Below are 25,847 nucleotides of genomic sequence, written 5' to 3' on the forward strand. Positions count from 1 at the left end.
TAGTCTTTTGAAAAGTATTATTTTTAATGAAATTAAAAAGATTTTAGAGTGTGATTTTACACTTGAAAATCCAAAGGATAAAAATTTAGCACATTTTGCTACCCCTTTGGCTTTTTCACTGGCTAAGGAATTAAAAAAATCTCCTATGTTGATCGCTAGCGACTTAGCGAGTAAATTTCAAAATCATGATTGCTTTGAATCGGTTGAAGCTGTAAATGGGTATTTAAATTTTAGAATTTCCAAAACTTTTTTAAATGAACTTGCAAATCAAGCTTTAGCAAATCCAAATGATTTTACTAAAGGAGAAAAAAAACAAGAAAGTTTTTTGCTTGAATATGTGAGTGCAAACCCTACCGGACCTTTGCACATAGGACATGCAAGAGGCGCTGTTTTTGGAGACACCTTAACAAGACTTGCAAGACATTTGGGCTATAAATTTGATACAGAATACTATGTCAATGATGCGGGTAATCAAATTTATTTACTAGGGCTTTCTATTTTACTAAGTGTGAAAGAAAATATACTTCATGAAAATGTTGAATATCCAGAGCAATATTACAAAGGCGAGTATATAGCAGATTTGGCAAAAGAAGCTTTTGAAAAATTTGGTAAAGAATTTTTTAGTGAAGAAAATATCCCTAGTTTAGCTGATTGGGCAAAAGATAAAATGCTTGTTTTGATTAAACAAAATTTAGAACAAGCAAAGATTAAAATTGACAGCTATGTAAGCGAGAGATCGTATTATGACGCTTTAAATGCAACTTTAGAATCTTTAAAAAAACATAAAGGAATTTACGAGCAAGAAGGTAAAATTTGGCTTGCTTCTTCGCAAAAAGGCGATGAAAAAGATAGGGTAATTATCCGTGAAGATGGACGCGGGACTTATTTGGCAGCAGATATTGTTTATCATAAGGATAAAATGAGTCGTGGTTATGGCAAGTGTATTAATATCTGGGGAGCAGATCATCATGGTTATATCCCTAGAATGAAAGCTGCGATGGAGTTTTTGGGATTTGACTCTAATAATCTTGAGATTATTTTAGCACAAATGGTTTCCTTGCTTAAAGATGGAGAGCCTTATAAAATGAGTAAAAGAGCAGGAAATTTTATCTTGATGAGCGATGTGATTGATGAAATAGGAAGTGATGCTTTGCGTTATATCTTTTTGAGTAAAAAGTGCGATACTCATTTGGAATTTGATATTAGTGATTTGCAAAAAGAAGATAGCTCTAATCCTGTGTATTATATCAACTACGCACACGCTAGAATTCATCAAGTGTTTGCTAAAGCTGGTAAAAAAATCGATGATGTAATGGGAGCTGATTTACAAAGTTTAAATCAAGATGGTGTAAATTTACTTTTTGAAGCTTTGAATTTAAAAGCTATTTTAAATGATGCTTTTGAGGCTAGAGCTTTGCAAAAAATTCCTGATTATCTTAAAAATTTAGCTGCAAATTTTCATAAATTCTACAATGAAAATAAAGTTATAGGCTCTGCAAATGAAAATGATTTACTTAAATTATTTTCTTTGGTTGCTCTTAGTATTAAAACCGCATTTTCTTTAATGGGTATTGAAGCGAAAAACAAAATGGAACATTAAAACAGCATTTTGCTGTTTTAATAATTTAGTAAAAATACTGCTATTATTACGATAATGATGCCTAAAATTCCTATTTTGTTTAATTTTTCTTTATATAAAATCCATCCACCAAGACAAGTTCCTATGATGCCTATAGCACCCCAAGTTGAGTAAGCTATGCTTAAAGGAACGTATTTTAAAGAAAAAGAAAGTAGAAAAAAAGCAAGTATAGCATTGACAATCGCAGCCAAGCCCCAAATTTTATGCTTAAAACCATCTGATTTTTTTAGCAATAAATTTGCTACGATATCTAAGAATGCTGATAAAACAATGATAAAAATATACATTATTCTTTAACCTCGCCTATATTAATCATGATAATTCCAACGATAGAAAGAACAATGCCTAGAATTTGAGTTAAGGTTAAACTCTCTTTAAAAACTATAAAAGAAACTAAAAGTATAAGAATAATCCCTAAAAGTTCCCATATAGCATAGGCTATACCTACTTGAATTTTTTTAATCGCCTTGCCCATAAAAAAATAAGAAAAAGCTATAAATAAAGCCATAAATATATAGCCTAAAATTTGATTTTCCATTTTTAAAAAACTAGTACCTAAAACTTCAAATACAATAGCAGCAATCAAGAAAAACCAAGCAACAAAAAGTTCTTTTTTTGCGATATTCAAAAACTTCTCCTAAAATAAATGGTAAAATCATACCATTTAAAGCTTTAATTAGCCTTTTTAGTTTATACTTTTAAGTTTGAAAATCTTTAAAGAAAGTGAGAATTTATGGGACGAGCATTTGAATACCGAAGAGCTTCTAAAGAGGCTAGATGGGATAAAATGAGCAAGCTTTTTCCTAAGCTTGCTAAAGCCATACAAGTAGCTGCTAAAGAAGGTGGCACTGATCCTGATATGAATCCAAAATTAAGAAGTGCTATAGCTACAGCAAAAGCAAATAATATGCCAAAAGATAATATAGATGCGGCTATTAAGCGTGCGAGTGGAAAAGATAGCGCAGATATTAAAAACATTCATTATGAAGGAAAAGCTGCACATGGAGCTTTGGTTATAGTTGAATGTATGAGTGATAACCCTACACGCACCGTGGCCAATGTAAAAGCTATTTTTAGCAAGAATGGTGGAGAAGTTTTACAAAATGGATCTTTAGGCTTTATGTTTACTAGAAAAGCGGTTTTTCATCTTGAAAAATTTGCAGGAGATTTAGAAGAATTAGAACTTGATTTGATCGATGCAGGGCTTGAAGAATTAGAACAAAATGAAGAAGAGTTGGTAATTAGCGGTGATTATACTGCTTTTGGTGAGCTAAGCTCTGCTATAGAAACTAAGGGTTTAATTCTTAAAAAAGCAGGACTTGAGTATATACCAAACAATCCTGTAAGCTTTAGCGAAGAACAGCTTAGTGATATAGAAAAACTTTTAGATAAGTTAGAAGATGATGATGATGTTCAAGCTGTTTATACAAATATAGATTAAGGAGAAAATATGATAAAAACAATTGACACAAGCAAAGTAAATGAATACAAATTTGCTCTTATAGAAACTGAAAAAGGTACAATGAAGCTAAAACTTTTTGGTGATGAGGCTCCACAAACGGTTTGTAATTTTGCTACTTTGGCTAATGAAGGATTTTATAAAGATTTAAATTTTCATCGTGTGATCCCAAATTTTGTCATACAAGGGGGTTGTCCACACGGCAATGGTATAGGTGGGCCTGGATATGAAATCATTTGCGAATGTGATGATCAAGAACATAAACATGAGCGTGGAACCTTATCTATGGCGCATGCAGGACGCGATACGGGTGGATCCCAATTTTTCATTTGTCACAGCCCTCAAGCTCATTTAGATGGGGTTCATACTGTTTTTGGGCAAATTGATCCAAAAGATGAAGAAAGTTTGGAAGTTTTAGACTCTATACGCCAAGGAGATAAAATTTTAGATATAAAAATTTTGTAATTAAATTTAAATCTTATCAATGTAAAGCTAGTCATAAAATTTGACTAGCTAAAAATAATTAACACATAATTTTTTTTAAAGCTTTTTTTTCTATAATTATAATTTTATTTCAGTGAAATGTAACAAAATTACAAGGAGTTATGATTATGAAAACTAAGTTTTCACTTATTTTAAGTGCTTGTCTTCTTTCATCTTCACTTTTTGCTAAAAATACAGATGATGAAATAACTAAGCTTCAAAAACAGCTTGCACAAATTCAAGCTGAACTTGCACAAATTAGAAAAGAAAGAGAAGCACAAGCTAAGCAAAATGAAGCTGTAAAAGCTGAACTTGCTGATCTTAATGATAGAGCTGATGAAACAGAATTTCAAGCTGCTTTAAGCAAGGTTAAATTTGGACTTGAGTTTTCAACAGCGGTTTCAAATACAAACTATAAAGTTAGCGGACAAGATTATAGTGCTAATAACAAATGGATGAATGAGCTTCATTTAAATATGAATGCTGATATTAATGATAAAACCAAATTCTATGGTCGTTTATCTATGGCTAAAAATTGGTCTCAAATGGGTTGGAGTGGTACTCCTTATGACTTAGATGCAGGAAGAAACACAAGATCAAGCGGGCCTGTGCTTTATGTAGATAGAGCTTATCTTGACTACTACATCACACCTGAATGGATTGCGACTGTAGGAAGACAACCAGGAACCGATGGCCCAGGAAGTAATCTTAGAAACAATGCTTTAAGACAATCCACTTATCCAGCCTTGGCAATCAACGCTCTAGGTGATGCAGCGGTGATCACTTATAAACCTGAAAGTTTGCAAGATCATAAGGTAGCTATCCGTGCAGCTTATGGTAAAACTTATCAATGGGATGAAGAAGGCAAAGTAAGAGACTGGATGAGTGATCAAAAAGATGCTGATGCAAATCTTTACTATGCTGCAGTAGAAGGAGAGCTTCCTATAGAAGGCATGGGAGATAATTTAATATTATTTAATATTGCATATTTAAGCGATTTTGCTTTGCCGCTTAACAATGGTCCAATTGCTTTACCTGGTGGTGGTGCCGGTACTACTATTCTTGATGATGATGGTGTGGTAAATTTAGGAGATTTAACTATAGCAAATCTTCATTTTGAAAATTACAAAGCTTTTGGAACGAATTTTAATTATTTTCTATCTTTAGGTTATTCTCACGGGAACAACAATCAATTAAGTTCGCCATTAAGCACAATTCTTCAGATACAAGGTTATAATGGCAAGTTTAATGAAGAAGACGGCTATGCTGTGCATGTAGGCGGACGCTATGATTTTACCAAGGCTTTAAAAGTAGGATATGAGTTCTTCTGGGGAAGTAGATACTGGTATACTATGAGCCGTCCAAGTATCAATGATCCGCTTAATATAAGAATGACAAGAGGAACGGCACATGATTTTTATGTGATTTATCAACTTGATAGATATCAATTCTTACGCTTAAGCTATACTAATATCCAAAACATTTGGGGTAATCGTGGCTTACCATTTGGTGGAGCGAAAAAAGATAAAGCAAGAGCTGATAATATTATGTTAATGTATAATGTAAAATTCTAAGGAGCAAAAGATGAGAAAAATACTTTTTGCAAGTTTATTACCTATCATTGCTTTGGCTGATTGTGCAAGTTTGATGGCAAAATACGAAGCTCCAGAGCCAGAGTCAAAAACAATGAAACAAGTTGAACGCTGGATTAGTAAAAAAGTTAGCGATCCAGCTGATGCTGCTATTTTAAAAGAGTGCATGATCGCTCGTGCAGCGGACAATCCAAATCAAGTTTCAGTTGCAGGTAAATAAAAAAAAGCGGTGTAAAACCGCTTTTTACTGTTTAATCTTTTAAGCTACAATTTTTTAAAATTTTCTTCAAATAAGGCTAATATGCAAGAAATCATTTCTTTTATTGTTGAGACGGCTAGCGCTTGGGGGTATTTGGGTATTATTATCTTAATGACCTTAGAGAGTTGTTTTATACCTTTTCCAAGTGAAGTTGTTATGATACCTGCTGGATATTTGACACATAAAGGAGAACTTGATATCACTCTTTGTATACTTAGTGGGACTTTAGGTTCTGTTTTAGGGGCTTTGATTAATTACTATATTTGCTTTTTTTGGGGTAAAAATTTTGTATTAAAATGGGGCAGGTATTTTGGTATAAATGAAGTCAAATTTGCTAAATTTGAAGAATTTTTTAACAAACACGGGGAATTTTCAACCTTTACTTGTCGTCTTTTACCAGGGATTCGTCAGTATATTTCTATGCCTGCAGGTTTGGTAAAAATGAAACTTATAAATTTTATACTTTTTACTGCACTTGGTAGTGCTATTTGGGTGACTATACTTGTATTTTTGGGTTATTATATAGGACAAAATGAAGAGTTGATTAAAACTTATTTGACTCAAATTTTAATCATTATAATTGTTTTTGTGATTTTAGCAAGTTTAATTTATATCAAAATCAAAAAGCCTTTTAAAAAGGCTTAAATTTTATCTTTTACGCTTTGTATAGCGTTTTTGATTTGTTGTTTTGAATTTTCTAATTTTATTTTTTCTTTTTCATTGAATTTTAATTCAAAAACCTTTTCTATACCATCTTTTCCTATGATAGCGGGCATTGAAAAAGCTATATCATCAAAAACCACACTTACAGGATGTAAACTTTTTCTATCTTCTAGGATGGCTTTGGCTAAATTTGTACAAGAAGTTCCTATGCCAAATTCTGTTCTTCCTTTGCGTTCATAGATGAAATATCCTTCGCTAATCACAGCTTTTTCGAGTTCTTGTATGTCTAAATCTTTGCCTAATTTTTGCTTATAAAAATCTAATAAATTTTGTCCTAAAACGCTTGCATTAGAAAGTGCTGCAAACTGAGAATCTCCATGTTCGCCAATCATACAAGCAAAAATATCTTTTGAATTTATGTTTAAATCTTTGGCTAAAAATTTCTTAAGTCTTGAACTATCTAAATTTGTTCCACTACCAAAAACATGATTTTTAGGTAATTGGCTTAATACTTGAGTGTAGTAAGTTATGGTGTCATTTGGATTTGTTGCGACAATGTATTTGCCTTTACAATTAGCATTTTTTAAGGTTAAGACAATGTCTTTAAGTTCGAGGATATTGTTTTGAAGTTCTACTAAGCGACTAGGCAATTCTTTTAAACTTTCTTTTCTAAAAGCTAAAATGATAATATCACAAGAAGCTAAATTTTCTAAATTTAGTGTATGAAAAATTTTTGTATAAGAAAAATGAATGGCTGACATATCTTCCAAATCTCTTGCATGAGCTAGAGCTAAATCTTGTTTTATATCATATAAGTAAAGTTCTGAACAAATTCCTTGAGTAACTATGCTATAAGCACTAGCAGCTCCTACATAACCTAAACCAACTATACCGATTTTTGCCATTTTTTCTCCTTATTTATTTTAAAATTTGCTATAATTATAACAAATTCAATCAAAGATTATTAAAATATGGAAAAACCTGATATACAAAGATTAACTAATTTTTTAATTATATATACTAAAACTTTACTAGGTGCTGGAACTTATACAGCTAGGGTGGCAAAATGCGTAAGAAGAATAGCTGAGGTTTATGGCTATGAGATAAATATCAATTTCTTTTTTCATCATATTACTTTAAATGTTGTAGATATGGATGATAACTCCATTCAAAGAACTTATGTTATACCCAATCATCATGCCCATGTTAATTTTAAGCTCATTTTTGATTTAAGTGCTTTAAGCTGGGCTATATATGATCACAAATACGATCTTGAAAAAGCACAAGTTGTTTTTGAGAAAATTTCTCAACAAAAAAAGCATTCTTATTTGCTTAATCTTTTATTTGTTTCTATGGCAAATTCGGCTTTTTGTAGGCTTTTTGGCGGTGATTTTGGCGCTGGAAATTTGGTGTTTTTTGCAACTTTCGTGGGATTGTTGTTAAGATATATTTTAACTAAAGCAAAGATTGATTTAAGAATTCAATACATCCTTTGTTCTTTTATCTCATCGTGGTTTGTATTTTTTGGACTGGATATGGGATATACCAATACTTCTGATGTGGCTTTGGGTTCTAGTATTTTATATCTTATACCAGGGGTATTTTTTATAAATTCTGTGATTGATATATTAAAAGATCATATTTTAATGGGGCTTAGCCGTATTATCAGCGTGGCTATTTTGATTTGTTGTATAGCACTTGGAATTTACATGACACTTAGTATTTCGGATTTTGGGATTTTAAGATGATTGAATTTATTTTAAGAGATATGTTTTTTGCTGCTGTGGCAGGATTTGGCTTTGCTTATGCTTGCAATCCACCTTTAAAAACCCTTATTTTATCTGCTCTTTTAGCAGCAATTGCGCATGGGCTTCGTTTTACCTTGGTGGAATATTTTCATTTTCAAACTTTAGCAATTGCAACTTTTGTTGCTTCATTTTGTATAGGATGTTTAGGAATTGTTCTAGCAAAAATCATCAAAACCCCTGCTGAAATTATCGCTTTTCCTGCTCTTATTCCTATGATACCTGGAATTTATGCTTACAAAGCGATTTTGTATCTTATTTCTTTTATACGCAGTGATGATTTGAAGGCTAAGTCTGAATTTTTGGTTCAATTTTTTGATTATTTTTTTACAACTGTTTCTGTGACTTTGGCTCTAGCTATAGGAGTGAGTGTTACTTTGCTTATATTTTTTGAACAAAGTTTTATGATGACTAGACATGCAAAAAAACATTAAAACTTGTTGTAAAATTGTTTAGTATTTCTTTTTATAATTTTAAATCAAAAATTTAAAAAAAGGCGGTATTGTATGTTATGTCCAGTTTGCAATGTGGATTTGGTTATGAGTGATAGGAGTGGAGTTGAGATTGATTATTGTCCAAAATGTCGTGGCGTTTGGCTTGATCGTGGAGAACTTGACAAAATCATAGAACGCAGTGTCCCTAATACAGCAAATTTTAACCAAGATTCAAGACAAGAGTCAAGATATAATAACTCAGCTTATCATCAGCACAATGATTACTATAAAAAGAAAAAGAAAGAAAGTTGGTTAGGCGAACTTTTTGACTTTTAATTTTTATAAGAATAACAAATATTTATATTCTTTTTAGCTTAATATCTTAAAATGTCAAGCAAAAAGGATATAAAATGTATAAATTTTTATCACATGAGCCTTTAGCTAACAAATCTTGTAATCATAATCACGAAGAACATTCTCATGAACATCATCATTCCCATGCTGATGCAAGAAGTGTGGATAAAAAGATTTTAAAAATTTCTCTTTTAATGACTTTTTCTATGATGCTTGTGCAATTTATTTATTCAATCCTTTCAAATTCTTTAGCACTTTTAAGTGATACTTTGCATATGTTTTCTGATGTTTTTGCCTTAGCTCTTAGTTTTTTAGCCATTATAGCTGTAGAAAAATGGCAAGATCATCAAAAGACCTTTGGGTATTTTCGTCTTGAAGTTTTAGTGGCTTTTATCAATGCTTTAACTATTATTTTATCTGCTTTATTTATCATTTATGAGGCTATAGAAAAATTTATTAATCCAAAAGAAATTGACGCTAAAACCATGATAATTGTAGCTATTTTGGGCTTTTTGGTAAATGGGGTTAATGCTTTGATGATGTTTAAGGGTGCAAATTTAGAAAATGTCAATATGAAATCTGCTTTTTTACATATGATGAGTGATTTATTGGGTTCTTTAGTGGTTATTATAGGTGGGATCGCGGTGTATTTTAGTGGTATTGTTTATATAGATACGATTTTAGCTATTGTATTATCAATCTTGCTTTTAAGATGGGCAATTATCTTGCTTAAACAAAGCGCTAATGTCTTACTTGAAAGTTCTCCTGTGGATATAGAAAAAGTAAGACAAGTTTTGCTTTTAAATCCTAGTGTGGATGAGGTAGTGGATTTGCATATTACTCAAATCACCAATAAAATGCTAGTAGCTTCTATGCACTTAAAAGTGAAAGTTTGCGATCTAAAGGAATTTGAAAAACTATCTCAGGATTTATCCCATAAATTACTACATGAATTTGAAATCGGGCACATTACTATACAACCTATAAGGAGTGAAAATGAAATTTAAAGTAAAAAATGTTAATTGCATAGGTTGTGTAAATTTGATCAAAAATTCTCTTGAAGATGAATTTGGTAATATAGAAGTAGATTTGGAGCAAAAAATTTTAAGTTTAAATTTAGAAGAAAATCAAGTATCAAATTTTACAAAAGAATTTCAAGATTTAGGTTTTGAAATCATAGAGCGTTTATAATGGAAGAATTGCGTATAAAAATAGGTAAAATGACTTGCGTTAATTGTTCTAACGCTATAGAAAGAGCTTGTAAAAAAATTGATGGTGTTAAAGATGCTAGTGTTTCTTATGTGAATTCTAGCGGAGTTTTTTTACTTGAAGATCAAGAAAAACGCAAAGATATCATCGCAAAAATTAAAAATTTAGGCTTTGAAATTTTAGAAGATGAACAAAGCTTGAACGCATACAAGGCAAAAAAACACTTAGAATTAAGAAAAAATTTGCTCTTAAGTATAGTTTTGAGTGTGATTATTATGTATTTTGAAATGTTTGTTAAAAGTTCTTTTTCGCAAAATATCCAAATGGCTTTGAGTTTTTTTGGGATATTTTATTGTGGGAGAGATTTTTTTTCTCATGCTTTTTTAGGACTTAAAAGTAAAAATTTAGATATGAATACCCTTGTAGCTTTAGGGACTTTGAGTGCTTTTGTGTATTCTTTTTTGGTGTATTTGCAAATTTTTAAAGAAGAAGATTTGTATTTTAGTGGTGCAATGATGATTATTTCCTTTGTGCTTTTAGGAAAATATCTTGAAAGTAAAGCTAAATTTAAAGCACAAGATTATCAAAGAATTTTGGAAAATATAGATACAAAAAAGACAAAAATTTTGCTTGAAGATGAAAGTATTAAAGAAATTCCAAGTTCTTTTGTCAAAAGTGGCGATGTGCTTTTGGTAAAAGAAGGAGAAAGCATTGTTGCAGATGGAGTAGTGCTTTTAGGGAGCGCAGAGCTTGATATGAGTTTTTTAAATGGAGAGTTTTTGCCTGTTTTAAAAAAAGAAGGCGATGAAGTTCAAGCAGGAGCAGTAGTTTTAAATGGCGCTTTAAGGATCAAAGCAAACAAAAAGGCTATGGATAGTACTTTAGAACAAATCAAAAATCTAGTTTTTGAAGCAGGAAATATTAAAAGTCCTTTGGCAAATTTAGCAGATCAAATTTCTAAATACTTTGTAGGGGGTATAATATTTTTTGCTTTTTTAGTTTTTGTTTTTTGGGCGGTAAAAGCGGATTTAAATACAGCTTTTTTACACGCTTGTGCTGTGCTTTTGATTTCTTGTCCTTGTGCTTTAGGGCTTGCAACGCCTATAGCTTTGGTTGTGGCAAGTGCAAATGCGGCAAAAAATTTCATTCTTATTAAAAATCCTGCTGCTTTAGAAAAATTAGCCTTAGTTAAGTACGCTTTTTTTGATAAAACAGGTACATTAACAAAGGAAAATTTGAGTATTTTTAAGCACAATCTTTCTAAAGATGATTTTGATAAATTATGTCAAATTGAAAGTTTAAGCTCTCATCCTATAGCCAAGGCTTTGCATAAAGATCAAATTTTTGATTTAAAGGGCGAGGGAAGAGTGATTGTGGGTTCTGGTATAAAATACAAAGAAGATAATAATATTTATCTTGTAGGTAGCGCGGAGTTTTTGCACAAAAATGAAGTTGACACAAAAGAAAGCGATATCTTTTTTGATTCTTTTAAAGAATATGTTAGGGTGTATTTTGCTAAGAATAAAAAGTGTTTAGGTGGTGTTTTGTTAAGCAATGCTTTAAAAGATGGGGCCAAAGAGCTTGTGTTAAATTTAAAAAAGCAAAATCTTAAAACTTTTATTTTAAGTGGTGATCATATAAAAAATGTAGAAAAAATAGCCAAAGAATTACAAATAGATGAATTTCACGCTCAACTTAAGAGTGAAGAAAAACTACAAATCATTCAAAAATTTAAAAAAACTCTTTTTGTAGGAGATGGGATCAATGATGCGGCGGCTTTATCTGCTGCAAGCGCGAGTATGAGTTTCTCAAAAGCAAATGAACTTGCAAAAAAAACAGGGGATTTTATCTTGATAAAAGATGATTTATCAGCGATTTTTAAATGTTTTAAACTTGCTAAAAAAACACGCAGTATTATCAAGCTAAATCTTTTTTGGGCTTTTATTTATAATGTACTTTGCATTCCTATCGCAGCAGGATTTGTACCTTTTATCACTTTAAGTCCTCATATAGCAGCACTTGCAATGTGTTTTAGTTCTGTTGCTGTGGTACTTAATTCTTTAAGGCTTAGAAAATCTAAGCCTTGATCTCATTAATAGCGCGATAAGCTTGGTCGATAGCTGAATGCATATAAGCTGACCAATCTGAATCTGAATTAGCTATAACAATATTGCCAAAAGGTTTTCTAGCTATAAGCCTGGTTTGCTCTGCAATTTTAGGATCATCATAAAGACTATTTTCTGTATAGGAGTAACAATGCCCCCAGCGATTTACAACAATTGCTAATATATCTTTTTCGTGGTTAAAACCTGCAGATCCCAACATTCCTTGAAGTTGTTCCCTAATGATTTTTTCATGTTCTTTAAAACTCATGGTAAATAATAGATTTCTACCTACTCTGGCTCTATCTCTTGCATCAAGCCCTTCAAGATCAATACCTTGAATATTGGCTAGAGCTAAAGGAGAGCAAACCATATGAATACATATAGGTTTTTTTGGATCTCTTGGGTGATGATAGCCACCCATATCAACCGGATAATCAAGTTTTGTTCTAGCGTAAGGCATTTTCGGTGAATAAATTTCGTGAACTCCTAGTTTAATAAATGGTTCCCAATTGCTTATAATTACTTTGGTGTGAAGTAGAGATGTTTTTACATTTTTACTTAAGGCTTCTTTTTGTTCTTTAGGTAAACTAGGGATAATATAAGGAATCATACTGTTATAATTAGCCATTACAACATTTTTTGCTTTAATTCTATATTTTTTTCCTTGATTGATATAGCTTATTAAGGTTCCATTTTTTGTATTTTCTACATGAATAACAGTGCTGTTTAATCGTAAACGAACTTTATTATTAGGGTCATCAAGTTTTGAGTAATCAAAATGGGCTAAGGTGATATCGTCCATATCTTTACCTTTTTGTGACACTGTAGGAATCAGCTTTCTTACCATTAATCTTGCTACTGTAGCATTTCCATCGGCACAATGATAAATGTAAGGTTCTTCCATTTCGGCCAAAGCTTCTCCTTCGATAGGATCAAGTCCTAATTTATCAAACCCAGGTAAAAAAGAAATTCTTGCATCCTCACAAGAGATTGCATCTATACCTAAAGCTAAAAAATCATCCGTCATTCCCTCAAAAAATGTTATGGCTTTTTGGGATAATTTTACTTTTTCTTCTAAGAATTTTTTATAACTTGTTTTAGCCATATATTCTTCTTTTTCCTCTTTGCTTAAACCTTTGAGATAGTCTTTATTGCTTTTAAAAAGAGATATTAACTCTCTTTTATCTTTAGAAGTCATAGGAAAATCTTTAATAAAATTTTCAATACTTTTTCCATTATTTTTAGAATCTGGGATATCATCGCAAATAACTTTTCTAGGATTTCCATTGACAACTTTATCAACACCAAAATTTTCTTTTGAAAAATATACCCCTCTGCTTAATTTTAAATCTGGGTAAAAATTTACATCAAATCGTTTTGCTAATTCATCTATACTGACTCCAAGTGATTTTAAGAGTTCGATTACTTCTTTAGAATAAAGTGCTTTTGGGGATTGAAAACTTTCACTTCCTCCGTAACTTAAAATGGTTCCTTCATCAAGTTGTATTTCATTGCGTCTAGCATGTCCTCCAAAATCATCATGATTGTCAAGAATTAAAATTTTTTTATTTTCCCCAAATTTTTGTTGATAAAAACAAGCTGCAGCTAGCCCACTGATTCCAGCTCCAACGATTACTAAATCATATTTTTCTTTAGGTTTTATACTGCTAAAACCAAATTTATCTCCATCTCTTAGCATGTGAGCGTATTTATAGCTTTTATTATTACTACCTCTTAATCCAAGTAGATTGGGAGGATAATATTCTTTTGTAAAGTCTTCAATTTTGCTATCTTTTCCATAGAGTAATTGTAAGGGTGTCATGCCGGCAACGACAGCTAAGGCCATGCCATTAAGAAAGTCTCTTCTTTGCATTTTTATTCCTCTTTCTAAATAATTTATAAAAATATTGTAGCTAAAGATCAATTATATTATTATTAAGCAATACCTTAATCTATATTTTGGATTTGAGGATTGCCAAAACAATCTTTAAGAGCCTCTTTAAGATCTTCTTGTGGGTCAAATTTTTTAGCCCCTTCTTTAAGCATATTAATAGAACTTTGAATATTGTTTTTATTTTCACTGTTTGGTAATTCTTGAGTTAAGGATTGAAGCTTATTTTCATCAATTGTTAGTGCTTTTTGCACATTAATTTTTGCATTTTCTCCAAATTTAGCTTTAAAAAGTTCTTGTATGAGTTTAAAACCTTTATTGAGCGTATCGCGATTTTTTCCTTGTGCGTTTGAGCTTATATTTAAAGTATTGCTTTCAAAACTAATAAATTTCGTGCTTTGTTTAAAGCATTCTGCAAGATCAAAATCCCTATCATAAATACTATCAAGCAAAATTTCATAAGCATTTTTTTCTATTTTTTTCTCAAGATTAGGCATGATAGGAGAAGGTGTGATCTTAGGTGTAGTATTTGTTATATTTTCTTGTTTGATTTCTTGGATTTGTGCGTCAATTTCTTTTAAATGGCTTGCTTCCATCATCATAAAAGCCATAACACAAAGCGTAAAGCCATCATCATCGCAAAGCATATTTTTAGCTTTTGATAAAATACGGAAAAATCTTTCATAAATTAAAGTAGAAAATTCTGTACTTTTTGCAAAAAAGCTTTCTTTTAAATAAAAAAGCATTTCATCAATCACGCTTGAAGCTTCATAGTCTTGTAATTCCTCTAAATATGCAAAAACTTTTTCTTTGTCTTTTGTTAAAATAGCCTGATAAAAGGCTTTGATTTTTTGAGGATCTAAAAAGCCTAGCATATCTGTAATTTTACTAATGCTGATTTCATTTTGACAAAAAATAATGGCTTGATCAAGTAAGGTTAAAGTATCTCTTAAAGATCCATTACCACTTCTTGCTATGAATTTTAAAGCTTCTTCTTCAAATTTAACATTTTCTTTAAGTAAAATTTCTTTAAGATGATTTAAAATTTCACTTTGTGGAATTTGTTTAAAGCGAAAATGTTGTGTTCTAGAAAGCACAGTAGCTGGGAGTTTTAAAGGATCCGTGGTCGCAAGTATAAATTTAACATAACTTGGTGGTTCTTCTAAGGTTTTTAAAAGCGCATTTGCAGCTTGCGGGGTAAGCATATGCACTTCATCAATGATGAAAATTTTAAATCTTGCCATGGAAGGGGTGTATTTGGTTTGTTCAATTAAGGTTTGTATGTCTTCAAGTCCACGGTTGCTTGCAGCATCCATTTCTATAATGTCTATATGTTTGCCTTCAAGTGCTGCAAGACAGTGTTTGCAAGTGCCACATGGAGTATCACTTGGCCCTTGTTCGCAAACTAAAGCACGAGAAAAAATTCTAGCGCTTGAAGTTTTTCCACTTCCTCTAAGTCCTGAAAAAAGATAAGCATGAGCTAAGCGATTATGATTTAGAGCGTATTTTAAACTTACGCTAACTGTCTTTTGTCCTATGAGTTCATCAAAGGTTTTTGGTCTGTATTTAATCGCTAAAGCTTGAAGCATTTTCTACTCGTTCATTATAGATAAAAGTTCTACATTATCTTTAGTTTTAAGCATTTTAGAATATAAAAATTTCAATGCCTCAACATCATCCATTTGAGAAATCGCTGAACGGATCGCCCAAATTTTTTGAAGATTTGCTACGCCTTGGAGTAATTCTTCTTTTCTTGTTCCTGATTTGATGATATTAATCGCAGGATAAATTCTTCTATCAGCGATATTTCTATCAAGAACTATTTCGCTATTTCCTGTGCCTTTAAATTCTTCAAAAATCACATCATCCATTCTTGAACCTGTGTCAATTAAAGCTGTAGCAACTATGGTTAAAGAGCCTCCATTTTCTATATTTCTAGCTGCACCAAAGAAACGTTTTGGTTTGTGTAGGGCATTAGCATCCACCCCGCCGCTTAGGACTTTTCCACTGCTTGGAGTTGCGGTGTTATAAGCACGTGCCAGTCTTGTGATGCTATCAAGTAAGATAATAACATCTTTACCTGTTTCTACCATTCTTTTGGCTTTTTCTATCACGAGTTCAGCTACACGCACGTGATTATAAGCAGGTAAATCAAAAGTAGAACTAAAAACTTCCCCTTTTACACATCTTTGCATATCGGTAACTTCTTCAGGTCTTTCATCGACTAAAAGCACGATTAAATGCATTTCAGGATGGTTTTTTGCAATGGCAGTAGCAAGTTCTTTCATAAGCTCTGTTTTACCTGTGCGTGGTGGAGCAACGATGAGTCCGCGTTGTCCTTTTCCTATAGGGGTAAAAAGATCCAAAACACGACCTGTAAGCTTCATTGCATCGTATTCGAGTTTGATTTTTTCTGTTGGAAAAATAGGGGTTAAGTTATCAAATAAAGGTCTTTCTTTGGCTTCTTGTAAAGGCAGATAATTGATCGCTTCGATTTTTAAAAGAGCGTAGTATTTTTCCTGATCTTTAGGTTCTCTAACTTGTCCTGTAACGATATCGCCTACACGCAGAGCAAATTTTCTAATTTGCGAATTTGAAACATAAGCGTCATTAACACTATCGCTAAGATTAGAGTCCATGCCTCTTAAAAAGCCATAACCTTCAGAAGAAATTTCTAAAATCCCTGTAAAAAGTATGAAACCGCCTTTTTTTGTTTGTGCTTTTAAAATTTCAAAAATAAGTTCTTGACGGCGAAATTCTCTTGGGTTTTCGATTTCACATTCATTGGCGATTTTAACTAGATTTTCTAAATCTAATAATTTTAATTCTTCGATTTTATAACCTTCCACTGGAACGTGGGTTCTTTGATGTTGTTTTTTTTCTTTTTCCATAAGTCCTCGTAAGATTTAGCAGAATAATTTTTGTAAAATGTGATTTTAGTAAAAAAATGCACTTTTTGTCAAATTTGTCTATAATTATAAAAAATATTTTTTTTAAAGAATGATTATGAAATGTGAACATTGTAGACTTGATTATAAACAAGCCCAAATGATAAAGCATAAGGGTAAATTTTTTTGCTGTAAGGGTTGTGAGAGCGTTTGGGAAATTTTACATGAAAGTGGATTAGATGAGTTTTATGAAAAGCTTGGAAATCAAACTTTAAACCCTGTAAATTTTCAAAATGAAATGAAAAATTATGATGAGTTTATTACTAAAACCAAAGAAGGATTTAGTGAAATTTATCTCATGATACACGGTATAGAATGTGCAGCTTGTGTGTGGCTTAATGAGAAAATTTTAACCAAGCAAGAAGGAATTTTAGAACTTGATATCAATCATTTAAGCCATAAAGCACGCATTGTTTTTGATGAACAAAGTATTTCTTTGGTGCAAATTTTAAGACTTATTGAAAGCATAGGTTATAAAGCGAGTGCTTATGATGCGAGCAAGGCTTCAAAAAAAGCGGATTTACTAAAAAGAGAATTTTATTCTAAGCTTGTTGTGGCTATAGCTTGTGTGATGAATATCATGTGGATAGCAGTGGCAAAATACGCAGGATTTTTTAGCGGTATGGATAAGGATACTAAAGATATTTTAAATTTTGCTGAATTTATCCTTTGTTCTCCTGTGCTTTTTTATACGGGATCTCATTTTTATAAAAGCGCTTTTAAAACTTTAAAAATGCATAGTTTAAATATGGATGTATTGGTAATTAGTGGAGCGAGTTTGGCTTATGTTTATTCTTTATGGGCTATGTTTTTTAGGGTAGGGGAAGTGTATTTTGACTCTGTGGCGATGATAATTTGCTTTGTGTTTATAGGTAAATATCTTGAGATGTTTAGTAAAAAGCGTGCTTTAGATACTATAGATGGGCTTAATGATTTTTTGCAAAATGAAGTTTTAGTTTTTAATGGTAAAGAATTTGTTCCCAAAGAAGTCCAAAAGGTTTGTTTAGGAGATAGAATTTTACTTAAAACTGGAGATAAAATTTTAATCGATGGGATCTGTAAAAGTGGCGAAATGAGCGTGGATACTTCTTCTTTAAATGGAGAAAATATCCCAAAACTCATACAAAAAGAAGATGAAATTTTTTCAGCTTGTATAGTGCTTGATGGAAGTGTGGAGTATGAAGTAACAAAGCTTTACAAAGATTCAAAACTCAGTCAAATTATCCAGCTTTTAGAACTTGCAAGTTCTAAAAAAGCAAAACTTGAAAGTTTGGTCAATAGTCTTTCGGCTTATTTTTCTAGAACGGTTTTATTGATCGCTTTTGTTTGTTTTGCTTTTTGGTTTTTTTATAAGGAAGAGAGTTTTGAAATTTCTTTAGTCAATGCGATTGCAGTTTTGATTATCGCTTGTCCTTGTGCCTTGGCTTTAGCAACGCCCGTGAGCAATCTTGTGGCCTTAGGTAGGGCTTTAAAAAAGCATATTTTATTTAAAAGTTCTAGCGTGATAGAAGATTTAAGTAAATGTGATTGTGTAGTGTTTGATAAAACAGGTATTTTAACTAAAATAGAGCTTGAACTTAAAGAGGTTTTTTTAGATAAAGCGCTTGATTTAAATGAGCTTTATAATTTTGTAAAACTTTCTAAACATCCTATCTCTCAAAATATTGCGTCGCATTTAAAGCAAAAAGGAGCTAAGGATTTAAATTTGGACTTTAAAAAACTTTCAAGCATTCAAGCTAAAGGTTTAAGTGCTGAGTTAAATGAAGGGTTGCTTTTAGGCGGAAGTTCTAAATTTTTGCAAGAAAAGGGTATTGCAACTAAAGAATTTGATAATACACATTTTATTTTTGCCAAGGAAGGTAAAATTTTAGCTTTTTTTGAGTTTGATAGTGTTTTAAGAGAAGGTGCAAAAGAGCTTATCACTTATCTTAAAAAAGAAAAGAAAGAATTAATGATACTAAGTGGTGATCATCAAAAAGCAGTGGAAAAAATAGCTAGAAAATTAGAAATTCAAAATTATCAAGCTTCTTGTTTGCCAGAAGATAAGATGAAAACTATAGAAAAATTAAGTAAAAATTACAAAGTTTTATTTGTAGGTGATGGGGTAAATGACGCACTAGCTTTAAAATATGCAAGTGTTTCGATGACTTTAAGAGAAGGAAGTGATCTAGCTATAGAAAGTAGTGATGTTTTACTTTTGAAAAATGATTTACTTTCTTTAAAAAAAGCCATCAAATTATCTAAAAATACCTTTAAAATTATCAAGCAAAATCTTGCTTTTTCTTTGTTTTATAATGCTTGTACCATACCTTTGGCTTTTTTGGGTATGATAAATCCTTTATTTGCTGCTATTTCTATGTCTTTTAGTAGTATAATAGTCATTTTAAATGCTTTAAGGATTGAAGAATGAATAGTATAATCATGATGATGATAGGAGTTTCTATCTTAGCGTTTTTTATCATTTTGGCAACTTTACTTTGGGGGATTAAAAATAAGCAATTTGATGATGATTATAAATTTACTACTTTAAATGATGATGAGGATTCTTTGCGTGATGCTATAGAATTAGAAAGGCGTAAAAAAGAAGCTTTGGATAAAAAAAGGCTTTCTTAAAAAGGAAAGCCTTTTTTAGAAATTATTTTAAAGTTTCAATATGAGCTTCGATAGCTTTAAAATCTTCTTCAGTTAAACCTTTAAGGTTAAGTTTCATGATCGCACCTTGACCATAAGCATTTCTTTTGCCTTCTGAATATTCTTTCATGTATTGAAGTCTTTCAGCAGAAGAAAGAGTTTTTAAAGCTGGAACTTTGTTTAAGTAAACTTTGTCAGCATTTGCACCATGGCATACTGCACATTTTTTAAAAAGTGTAGCACCATCTGCAGCAAAAGCAGAAACACCAAGACATGCCAAAGCAGAAACTACTAATAATTTTTTCATTTGTTTTCTCCTTAGTAAAAATTAGATTGCTAGGTATTATATATCTTTATTTTTATAAAAATCTTAAGAAATTAGAGATAATGTTTATTTTCTTTTTAAAAAGCTATATTATAATGTTTTTTATGAAAACAAAAGCATTATTTTTAGATAGAGACGGTGTGATTAATATAGATAAAAAATATGTTTATAAAATAGAAGATTTTGAATTTTGTGATGGAATTTTTGAACTTTGTAGATATTTTTTGGCTAGAAATTATTTGCTTTTTATAGCGACAAACCAATCAGGCATTGCAAGAGAATATTACAAGGAAAGTGATTTTTTTAAGCTTTGTGATTATATGCTTAAAGAATTTGCTAAACAAGATATAAAAATTGATAAAATTTATCATTGTCCGCATTTAGAAGGTTGTGAGTGTCGCAAACCTAAAGCAGGCATGCTTTTAAAAGCAAAAGATGAGTTTGATTTGGATATGAAAAATTCTATCTTTATCGGAGATAATCTAAGTGATATGCAAGCAGGATTAAATGCTGATATTGGCACTTTGATTTTAGTGAATGAAGAAAAAAAAGAAGGTGATTTTTTTAGACAATTTAAAAATTTAAAAGAAATTTTGAGCTTTTTTAAAGAAAAGGACATTTAAATGAGAATAGCAATCACAGGTGGCGCAGGGTTTATAGGTTCGCAACTAGCTTTAAATTTGCAAGAAAAACATGAAATTTTAATCATCGATAAAATGCGTAGTAGTGTGACTTTTGAAAATGGAAATTTGCAAAGTTTTGGGCATTTTAAAAATTTACTTGAATTTGATGGAGAGCTTTTTGCAGGTGATATTAACGATGAAAAAGTTTTAAAAAAGATTGAAGATTTTAAGCCAGAGATTATTTTTCATCAAGCAGCAATTTCAGACACTACGGTTTTTGATCAAACTAAGGTTTTGCAAACCAATTTAAATACTTTTAAAGATTTTATAGAACTTAGTGTAGATCTTAATGCAAAGCTTATTTATGCAAGTTCAGCTTCGGTTTATGGTGATGCAAAAAGTCCACAAACTGTAGGTAAAGATGAAGAACCAAAAAATCCTTATGCTTTTTCAAAATTGATGATGGATAAGCTAGCGAAAAAATACTATGATAAAGCCCATTTGGTAGGACTTAGATATTTTAATGTTTATGGAAAAGGCGAATTTTATAAAAACAAAACTGCTTCTATGGTTTTGCAATTTGGCCATCAAATTTTAGCAGGAAAAAATCCACGCTTGTTTGAAGAAAGTGATCAAATTTATAGAGATTTTACTTATATTAAAGATGTTATTAATGCCAATTTAATCGCCCTTGATTCAAAATGTGGGGTTTATAATGTGGGCAGTGGTAAAGCAAGAACCTTTCAAGATATAGTTGATATTTTGCAAAAAGAGTTAAAGACTGATTTGCCTTGTGAATATATCCCAAATCCTTATATAAAATCTTATCAATTCCATACTGAAGCAAAGCTAGATCAAACTTGGGATTATCAGCCAAAATTCACTTTAGAAGAGGGGATAAAAGATTATTTAGGCGAGATAAAAAGACTCTTCGAAAAGGAAGTAAATGCTTGTTGAGTTTTTAAGCCAGCAAAAACCTAAAATTTTAATTATAGGGGATTTTATGGTGGATAATTACACTTGGTGTGATTGTTCGCGTATCAGCCCTGAAGCCCCTGTTTTAGTGGCTAAAACTCTTAAAGAAGATAAAAGATTAGGCGGGGCTGCGAATGTTTATGCAAATTTGAAAAGTTTAGGCGCTGATGTTTTTGCACTTGGTGTTGTGGGCGATGATGAGAGTGGGAAATTTTTACAAGAAAATTTAAAAGGAGAATTTTTGATCCAAAAAGGACGCAAAACCCCTTTTAAAAATCGCATTATGGCACACAATCAGCAGGTTTTAAGACTAGATGAAGAAGATACAAGTGAGATTTTGCTTGAAAATGAACTTATTGCTTTGTTTGATGAAAAGATCAAAGATTTTAAAGCTGTGGTTTTAAGTGACTATGCTAAGGGCATTTTAACGCCTAAGGTTTGCAAAGCTTTGATAGAAAAAGCAAATGTTTTAAATATCCCTGTTTTAGTTGATCCTAAAGGGAGTGATTTTAGTAAATACAGCGGTGCAACTTTGCTTACCCCTAATAAAAAAGAAGCTTTAGAAGCTTTGAAATTTGAAAATTTAGAGGGTGAAAATTTAGAAAAAGGGATTAAAAAATTAAAAGAAGATTTTTCTTTGCGTTATTCTATCATCACTCTTTCAGAAGCAGGGATTGCACTTTTTGATGAGGGTTTAAAAATCGCACCTGCTAAAGCCTTAGAAGTTTATGATGTAACAGGGGCTGGCGATAGCGTGATTGCCATTTTGGCTTTTTGTTTGGCAAATGGGATTAAAATTTTTAAAGCTTGCGAACTTGCCAATGAAGCTGCAGCTGTTGTAGTGAGTAAAATAGGTAGCGTGAGTGTGAGTTTTGATGAGATTAAGAGTTTTAATCGTGTGGATTTTGAGAAAAAAATCAAAAGCAAAGAAGAGCTTTTAATGCTTTTAAAACAAAATGATAAAAAGATCGTTTTTACAAATGGTTGTTTTGATATAGTGCATTTTGGACATATAAAATACCTTGAGAAAGCTAAAAGATTGGGTGATGTTTTGATTGTAGGTTTAAACTCAGATGCGAGTGTGAAAAGACTCAAAGGCGAGAATCGTCCTGTAAATTCAGAGTTTCAAAGAGCTTGTATGTTGGCAGCTTTTTATTTTGTGGATTTTGTAGTGATTTTTGATGAAGATACGCCTTTGGAACTTATAAGCTTTTTAAAACCTGATATTTTGGTTAAAGGAGCTGATTATAAAGATAAGCTTGTTGTGGGTGCAGATATCGTTTCAAAGGTTGAATTAATCGACTTTGAAGAAGGATTTAGTACCAGCAAGATCATAGAAAAGATTAAGGATAAAAAATGATAAATTTAGTAGAAAAAGAATGGCAAGAACATCAAAAAATCGTTCAAGAAAGTGAAATTTTAAAAGGACAAGTCGCTAAAATAGGTGAGCTTTTGTGTGAGTGTCTTAAAAAAAATGGTAAGATTTTGATTTGTGGAAATGGTGGAAGTGCAGCTGATGCACAGCATTTTGCAGCTGAACTCAGTGGGCGTTATAAAAAAGAACGCAAGGCTTTAGCAGGTATAGCACTTACAACCGATACTTCAGCACTTAGTGCTATAGGAAATGACTATGGCTTTGAGTTTGTTTTTTCAAGACAAGTGGAAGCTTTAGGAAATGAAAAGGATGTTTTAATCGGTATTTCAACGAGCGGAAAAAGCCCTAATGTTTTAGAAGCTTTGAAAAAAGCAAAAGAGCTTAATATGCTTTGTCTAGGGCTTAGCGGAAAAGGTGGTGGAATGATGAATAAGCTTTGTGATCATAATCTTGTTGTGCCAAGCGATGATACGGCTAGAATTCAAGAAATGCATATTTTGATCATACACACACTTTGTCAGATCATCGATGAGAGCTATAAAACTGATTTATAAAAACCTATGAAAAGCTATAAATAAATATCAAATATTTTTAGATTTTTATTGAAAATTTATTGCTATTACTTAAAAATTTATACAAGGAACTTTTTATGGTAAATCAACCAACAGCTACTATTTTTGCTGGTGTAAATGGTGCAGGAAAGACTACTTTATATTTTTTAGCACAAGAGCAAGGAATAAATTTAGGTTATCGCATAAATGTAGATGAGATAGCTCAAAGCATTGGAGATCATAGAGATAGACAAACTCAAGTTCGTGCCTCAAAGATAGCTATAAAAATGCGTAAAGTATATATAAATGATAAACTTAATTTTAATCAAGAAACTACGCTTTGTGGAAAAGCTATATTAAATCTATTTAGTGAATTAAAAGAGCATGGTTATAAAATCAATTTACACTTCGTAGGACTTGATAGCCCGCAAACTGCAAAAGCACGAGTAAAAATAAGAGTAGCTAAAGGCGGACACGACATAGAGCCATATTTAATAGATAAAAGATATTATGAAAGTATGCAAAATCTTTTAAAAATTATGCCATTATGTGATGAGATTTTGGTTTATGATAATACTAAAAATTATGAATTAATTGCAAAGATAACAAACGGGATATTGGATTTGCAAAATAATGTCGCTTGGTTTAGTGATTTAATACCAGATAAAATACAATCTAAAAGCCACTCTTATAATAATGAATATAATCATTCTAGTAGGATTAAACTATAATAGATAAGCTTGTTTCTATCAGACATGCTGCAAATTTACTTGGTGTTACAATACAAACAATCCGTAATTGGGATAAACAAGGTTTGTTAAAGCCTGATGATATTACTCAAGGAGGACAGCGTAGATATAAATTACAAACTCTTAAAAATATCAATAAAAATATAAAATTTAATACTGATAATTTAAAAACTATTGCTTATGCAAGAGTTAGTAGCCACGATCAAAAATTTGAACTTGTAAGACAAGTTCAAATTTTAGAAATTTATTGTACTAAAGCAGGGTTTAATTATGAAGTTATACATGATTTAGGCAGTGGCATAAACTACTATAAAAAAGGTTTAACAAGACTTTTAAATTTGATTTTAGACGGACAAGTAAAAAGATTGGTTCTAACTCATAAAGATAGACTTCTTAGATTGGGTGCAGAGTTAGTATTTGCAATATGTGAAGCTAAAGAAGTCGAAGTAATTATTATTAATAAAGGTAATGAAAATGCTAAATTTGAAGAGGAATTTGCCAAAGATATTTTAGAAATAATAACAGTTTTTTCAACTAGGTTGTATGGTTCTCGTTCAAAGAAAAATAAAAAATTACTTGATGATATGCAAGGCGTAATAAATGATACTTTTGCATAAAATAGAGCTAGACTCGAATAATAAGCAATAATACATATTTTAAAAAAAGTGTTTGTTTTCGCTAAAATTAAAATACCTTTGCATCTATATAAATATTACAGCTTTTAATACATAAAAGCCTAGTAAGGTTTAAAGGCAAGAAAATAAAATAAAAGAGCTAAAAAGCATAAGCAACCCTATAAAATTTTTTTATGGAGTGCTTAATTTTTTAATTTCTTCTATCACTCTTTTAGGCTTTAGATCTTTCATGCATTTATGGTGCTTTAAAGGACAGGTTTTTTGCATACAAGGCATACAAGCTAGATCTAAATGCACTAATTTTGCGTTTTCATTTTGCCAAGGCGAGGTTTGAGTAAATTTCGTAGGGCCAAAAATAGCTACGGTTTTTACCTTATAAACCGCACTTAGGTGCATAGGACCACTGTCATTTGTGATGAAAAGATCGCAAAAAGAGATATTTTGACAAAGGGTTTTGATGGTGGTTTTATTGCAAAGATTTTTTACTTTTATGTTTTGTTCTTTTAAAATTTGATAAATTTCATTACAAAGTTCTTGTTCGGCTTTTCCTGCGCCAAAGATTAAAATCTCATGACTTTGGCTGAAATTTAAAGCCACTTTAGCAAAATAACTCGCATCCCATCTTTTTGCACTTCCAAAGCTTGCGCCAGGGTTGAGTCCTAGAATTTTTTTGCCATTTTTTAAGACAAGAGGGTTTTGAAATTTTAGCTTAAAGGGAAGTTTTAAGTCTTTAAAATGAGCTTTTATACTAAGTGAGTTTTCTATAAAATAAAGGTATTTTAAAACTTGATGTTCTTCTTTGTGCTTGTTTTTGTCAAAAAGATATCTTTGCTTTGTTTTAAGAATATGTAAGATAATCTTAGAAGAAAACGCAGATCTAAAAGCAAAGCTAAGATCGATTTTACCAAGTTCTTTGCGTAAAGATAGGGCTTGTTTATAGCGGGATTGTTTATTTTCTATGATGATTTTAGAATTAGGAAATTCTTTAAAAAGTGCTGTGGAAACCAAAGAGCCATAAAGGATAAATTGGGCATTTTTAAAATGTTCTTTTATAGCGTATAAAGCAGGTGAAGCCATCACTGCATCGCCTAGCCAAGTGGGAAGATGTATAAAAATTTTCATGAATTTCCTAAATTTTGATA

The 25,847-nt window shown here is 31.3% G+C and carries 28 protein-coding genes; 20 read left to right on the top strand and 8 right to left on the bottom strand.

Annotation, left to right across the window (positions count from 1 at the left end):
* Positions 1-7: 7 nt before the first annotated feature.
* Positions 8-1,600, top strand: coding sequence for an arginine--tRNA ligase (gene argS, locus AJ932_RS04525; protein WP_052801695.1), 1,593 nt, complete (start codon positions 8-10; stop codon positions 1,598-1,600).
* Positions 1,601-1,617: 17 nt separating this feature from the next.
* Here argS and AJ932_RS04530 read toward each other — a convergent pair whose 3' ends face one another.
* A complete protein-coding gene (locus AJ932_RS04530) occupies positions 1,618-1,926 on the bottom strand; it encodes a DMT family transporter (RefSeq protein WP_070247783.1) in 309 nt (102 codons plus the stop codon).
* Positions 1,926-2,267, bottom strand: coding sequence for a DMT family transporter (locus tag AJ932_RS04535; RefSeq protein WP_070278201.1), 342 nt, complete (start codon positions 2,265-2,267; stop codon positions 1,926-1,928). The genes AJ932_RS04530 and AJ932_RS04535 overlap by 1 nt, the downstream gene beginning before the upstream one ends.
* Before the next feature lie 105 nt (positions 2,268-2,372).
* Between AJ932_RS04535 and AJ932_RS04540 the strand changes: the two genes are divergently transcribed.
* The 5 genes from AJ932_RS04540 (at position 2,373) to AJ932_RS04560 (ending at position 6,077) form a co-directional block, all read left to right on the top strand.
* Positions 2,373-3,080 carry a YebC/PmpR family DNA-binding transcriptional regulator gene (locus AJ932_RS04540; RefSeq protein WP_002861884.1) on the top strand — a complete coding sequence of 236 codons (708 nt, stop codon included), beginning with the start codon at positions 2,373-2,375 and terminating at the stop codon, positions 3,078-3,080.
* A gap of 9 nt (positions 3,081-3,089) precedes the next feature.
* Positions 3,090-3,563: a peptidylprolyl isomerase gene (locus AJ932_RS04545; protein ID WP_044780073.1), complete on the top strand. Its 474-nt coding sequence runs from the start codon at positions 3,090-3,092 to the stop codon at positions 3,561-3,563.
* Positions 3,564-3,709: 146 nt separating this feature from the next.
* Positions 3,710-5,155 (top strand): DUF3373 family protein, encoded by a 1,446-nt coding sequence (locus tag AJ932_RS04550; RefSeq protein ID WP_070278199.1) that lies wholly within the window; start codon positions 3,710-3,712, stop codon positions 5,153-5,155.
* Between the two features lie 10 nt (positions 5,156-5,165).
* Complete coding sequence (locus tag AJ932_RS04555; protein WP_044779097.1) at positions 5,166-5,393, top strand: hypothetical protein; 228 nt, start codon at positions 5,166-5,168, stop codon at positions 5,391-5,393.
* An 81-nt stretch (positions 5,394-5,474) separates the two neighbouring features.
* Complete coding sequence (locus AJ932_RS04560) at positions 5,475-6,077, top strand: DedA family protein (protein ID WP_070278197.1); 603 nt, start codon at positions 5,475-5,477, stop codon at positions 6,075-6,077.
* Here AJ932_RS04560 and AJ932_RS04565 read toward each other — a convergent pair.
* Positions 6,074-7,000 (bottom strand): lactate/malate family dehydrogenase, encoded by a 927-nt coding sequence (locus AJ932_RS04565; protein ID WP_070278195.1) that lies wholly within the window; start codon positions 6,998-7,000, stop codon positions 6,074-6,076. The genes AJ932_RS04560 and AJ932_RS04565 overlap by 4 nt on opposite strands.
* 66 nt (positions 7,001-7,066) lie before the next feature.
* On the opposite strand from AJ932_RS04565, the gene AJ932_RS04570 reads away from it, so the two are divergent.
* The 6 genes from AJ932_RS04570 to copA all read left to right on the top strand — a co-directional run bounded on the left by AJ932_RS04570 (position 7,067) and on the right by copA (position 11,984).
* Positions 7,067-7,843: a threonine/serine exporter family protein gene (locus AJ932_RS04570; protein WP_070278193.1), complete on the top strand. Its 777-nt coding sequence runs from the start codon at positions 7,067-7,069 to the stop codon at positions 7,841-7,843.
* Positions 7,840-8,334, top strand: a complete 495-nt coding sequence (locus AJ932_RS04575) for a threonine/serine exporter family protein (RefSeq protein ID WP_002831613.1) — start codon at positions 7,840-7,842, stop codon at positions 8,332-8,334. Before AJ932_RS04570 ends, AJ932_RS04575 begins: the two co-directional genes overlap by 4 nt.
* 72 nt (positions 8,335-8,406) lie before the next feature.
* Positions 8,407-8,670: a zf-TFIIB domain-containing protein gene (locus tag AJ932_RS04580; RefSeq protein ID WP_070278191.1), complete on the top strand. Its 264-nt coding sequence runs from the start codon at positions 8,407-8,409 to the stop codon at positions 8,668-8,670.
* A gap of 74 nt (positions 8,671-8,744) precedes the next feature.
* Positions 8,745-9,695 carry a CDF family cation-efflux transporter CzcD gene (czcD, locus tag AJ932_RS04585; RefSeq protein WP_070278188.1) on the top strand — a complete coding sequence of 317 codons (951 nt, stop codon included), beginning with the start codon at positions 8,745-8,747 and terminating at the stop codon, positions 9,693-9,695.
* Positions 9,685-9,879 (top strand): heavy-metal-associated domain-containing protein, encoded by a 195-nt coding sequence (locus AJ932_RS04590; RefSeq protein ID WP_002861875.1) that lies wholly within the window; start codon positions 9,685-9,687, stop codon positions 9,877-9,879. The genes czcD and AJ932_RS04590 overlap by 11 nt, the downstream gene beginning before the upstream one ends.
* Positions 9,879-11,984, top strand: a complete 2,106-nt coding sequence (gene copA, locus AJ932_RS04595) for a copper-translocating P-type ATPase CopA (RefSeq protein WP_002861874.1) — start codon at positions 9,879-9,881, stop codon at positions 11,982-11,984. Before AJ932_RS04590 ends, copA begins: the two co-directional genes overlap by 1 nt.
* Here the strand turns inward: copA and AJ932_RS04600 are convergent.
* The 3 genes from AJ932_RS04600 to rho form a co-directional block, all read right to left on the bottom strand.
* Positions 11,974-13,875 carry an NAD(P)/FAD-dependent oxidoreductase gene (locus AJ932_RS04600; RefSeq protein ID WP_002861873.1) on the bottom strand — a complete coding sequence of 634 codons (1,902 nt, stop codon included), beginning with the start codon at positions 13,873-13,875 and terminating at the stop codon, positions 11,974-11,976. The two genes, copA and AJ932_RS04600, sit on opposite strands and share 11 nt — an antisense overlap.
* Positions 13,876-13,949: 74 nt before the next feature.
* On the bottom strand, positions 13,950-15,482 hold the full coding sequence (locus AJ932_RS04605; protein WP_044780067.1) for a DNA polymerase III subunit gamma/tau: 1,533 nt from the start codon (positions 15,480-15,482) through the stop codon (positions 13,950-13,952).
* Between the two features lie 3 nt (positions 15,483-15,485).
* Positions 15,486-16,784, bottom strand: a complete 1,299-nt coding sequence (rho, locus tag AJ932_RS04610) for a transcription termination factor Rho (RefSeq protein WP_002853705.1) — start codon at positions 16,782-16,784, stop codon at positions 15,486-15,488.
* A gap of 109 nt (positions 16,785-16,893) precedes the next feature.
* On the opposite strand from rho, the gene AJ932_RS04615 reads away from it, so the two are divergent.
* Positions 16,894-19,251 carry a heavy metal translocating P-type ATPase gene (locus AJ932_RS04615; protein WP_079861364.1) on the top strand — a complete coding sequence of 786 codons (2,358 nt, stop codon included), beginning with the start codon at positions 16,894-16,896 and terminating at the stop codon, positions 19,249-19,251.
* Positions 19,248-19,454, top strand: coding sequence for a cbb3-type cytochrome oxidase assembly protein CcoS (gene ccoS, locus AJ932_RS04620; RefSeq protein ID WP_002852798.1), 207 nt, complete (start codon positions 19,248-19,250; stop codon positions 19,452-19,454). Before AJ932_RS04615 ends, ccoS begins: the two co-directional genes overlap by 4 nt.
* A gap of 22 nt (positions 19,455-19,476) precedes the next feature.
* Here the strand turns inward: ccoS and AJ932_RS04625 are convergent, their stop codons facing one another.
* Positions 19,477-19,779 (bottom strand): c-type cytochrome, encoded by a 303-nt coding sequence (locus tag AJ932_RS04625; protein WP_002852762.1) that lies wholly within the window; start codon positions 19,777-19,779, stop codon positions 19,477-19,479.
* Positions 19,780-19,859: 80 nt separating this feature from the next.
* On the opposite strand from AJ932_RS04625, the gene gmhB reads away from it, so the two are divergent.
* The 6 genes from gmhB to AJ932_RS04655 all read left to right on the top strand — a co-directional run bounded on the left by gmhB (position 19,860) and on the right by AJ932_RS04655 (position 24,687).
* On the top strand, positions 19,860-20,420 hold the full coding sequence (gmhB, locus tag AJ932_RS04630) for a D-glycero-alpha-D-manno-heptose-1,7-bisphosphate 7-phosphatase (protein WP_070278185.1): 561 nt from the start codon (positions 19,860-19,862) through the stop codon (positions 20,418-20,420).
* A complete protein-coding gene (gene rfaD / locus AJ932_RS04635) occupies positions 20,421-21,377 on the top strand; it encodes an ADP-glyceromanno-heptose 6-epimerase (protein WP_070278183.1) in 957 nt (318 codons plus the stop codon). It abuts the gene before it with no gap.
* A complete protein-coding gene (gene rfaE1 / locus AJ932_RS04640; RefSeq protein WP_070278181.1) occupies positions 21,367-22,755 on the top strand; it encodes a D-glycero-beta-D-manno-heptose-7-phosphate kinase in 1,389 nt (462 codons plus the stop codon). The genes rfaD and rfaE1 overlap by 11 nt, the downstream gene beginning before the upstream one ends.
* Positions 22,752-23,324, top strand: a complete 573-nt coding sequence (gene gmhA, locus AJ932_RS04645) for a D-sedoheptulose 7-phosphate isomerase (protein WP_070278180.1) — start codon at positions 22,752-22,754, stop codon at positions 23,322-23,324. Before rfaE1 ends, gmhA begins: the two co-directional genes overlap by 4 nt.
* Before the next feature lie 95 nt (positions 23,325-23,419).
* Positions 23,420-24,052, top strand: coding sequence for a zeta toxin family protein (locus AJ932_RS04650; protein ID WP_070278178.1), 633 nt, complete (start codon positions 23,420-23,422; stop codon positions 24,050-24,052).
* Positions 24,052-24,687 carry an IS607 family transposase gene (locus tag AJ932_RS04655; RefSeq protein ID WP_070278176.1) on the top strand — a complete coding sequence of 212 codons (636 nt, stop codon included), beginning with the start codon at positions 24,052-24,054 and terminating at the stop codon, positions 24,685-24,687. Before AJ932_RS04650 ends, AJ932_RS04655 begins: the two co-directional genes overlap by 1 nt.
* A gap of 189 nt (positions 24,688-24,876) precedes the next feature.
* Here the strand turns inward: AJ932_RS04655 and waaF are convergent, their stop codons facing one another.
* Positions 24,877-25,827 carry a lipopolysaccharide heptosyltransferase II gene (waaF, locus tag AJ932_RS04660; RefSeq protein ID WP_070278175.1) on the bottom strand — a complete coding sequence of 317 codons (951 nt, stop codon included), beginning with the start codon at positions 25,825-25,827 and terminating at the stop codon, positions 24,877-24,879.
* Positions 25,828-25,847 lie beyond the last annotated feature (20 nt).

Source organism: Campylobacter sp. BCW_6873, assembly GCF_001762365.1.
Taxonomy (GTDB): Bacteria; Campylobacterota; Campylobacteria; order Campylobacterales; family Campylobacteraceae; genus Campylobacter_D; species Campylobacter_D jejuni.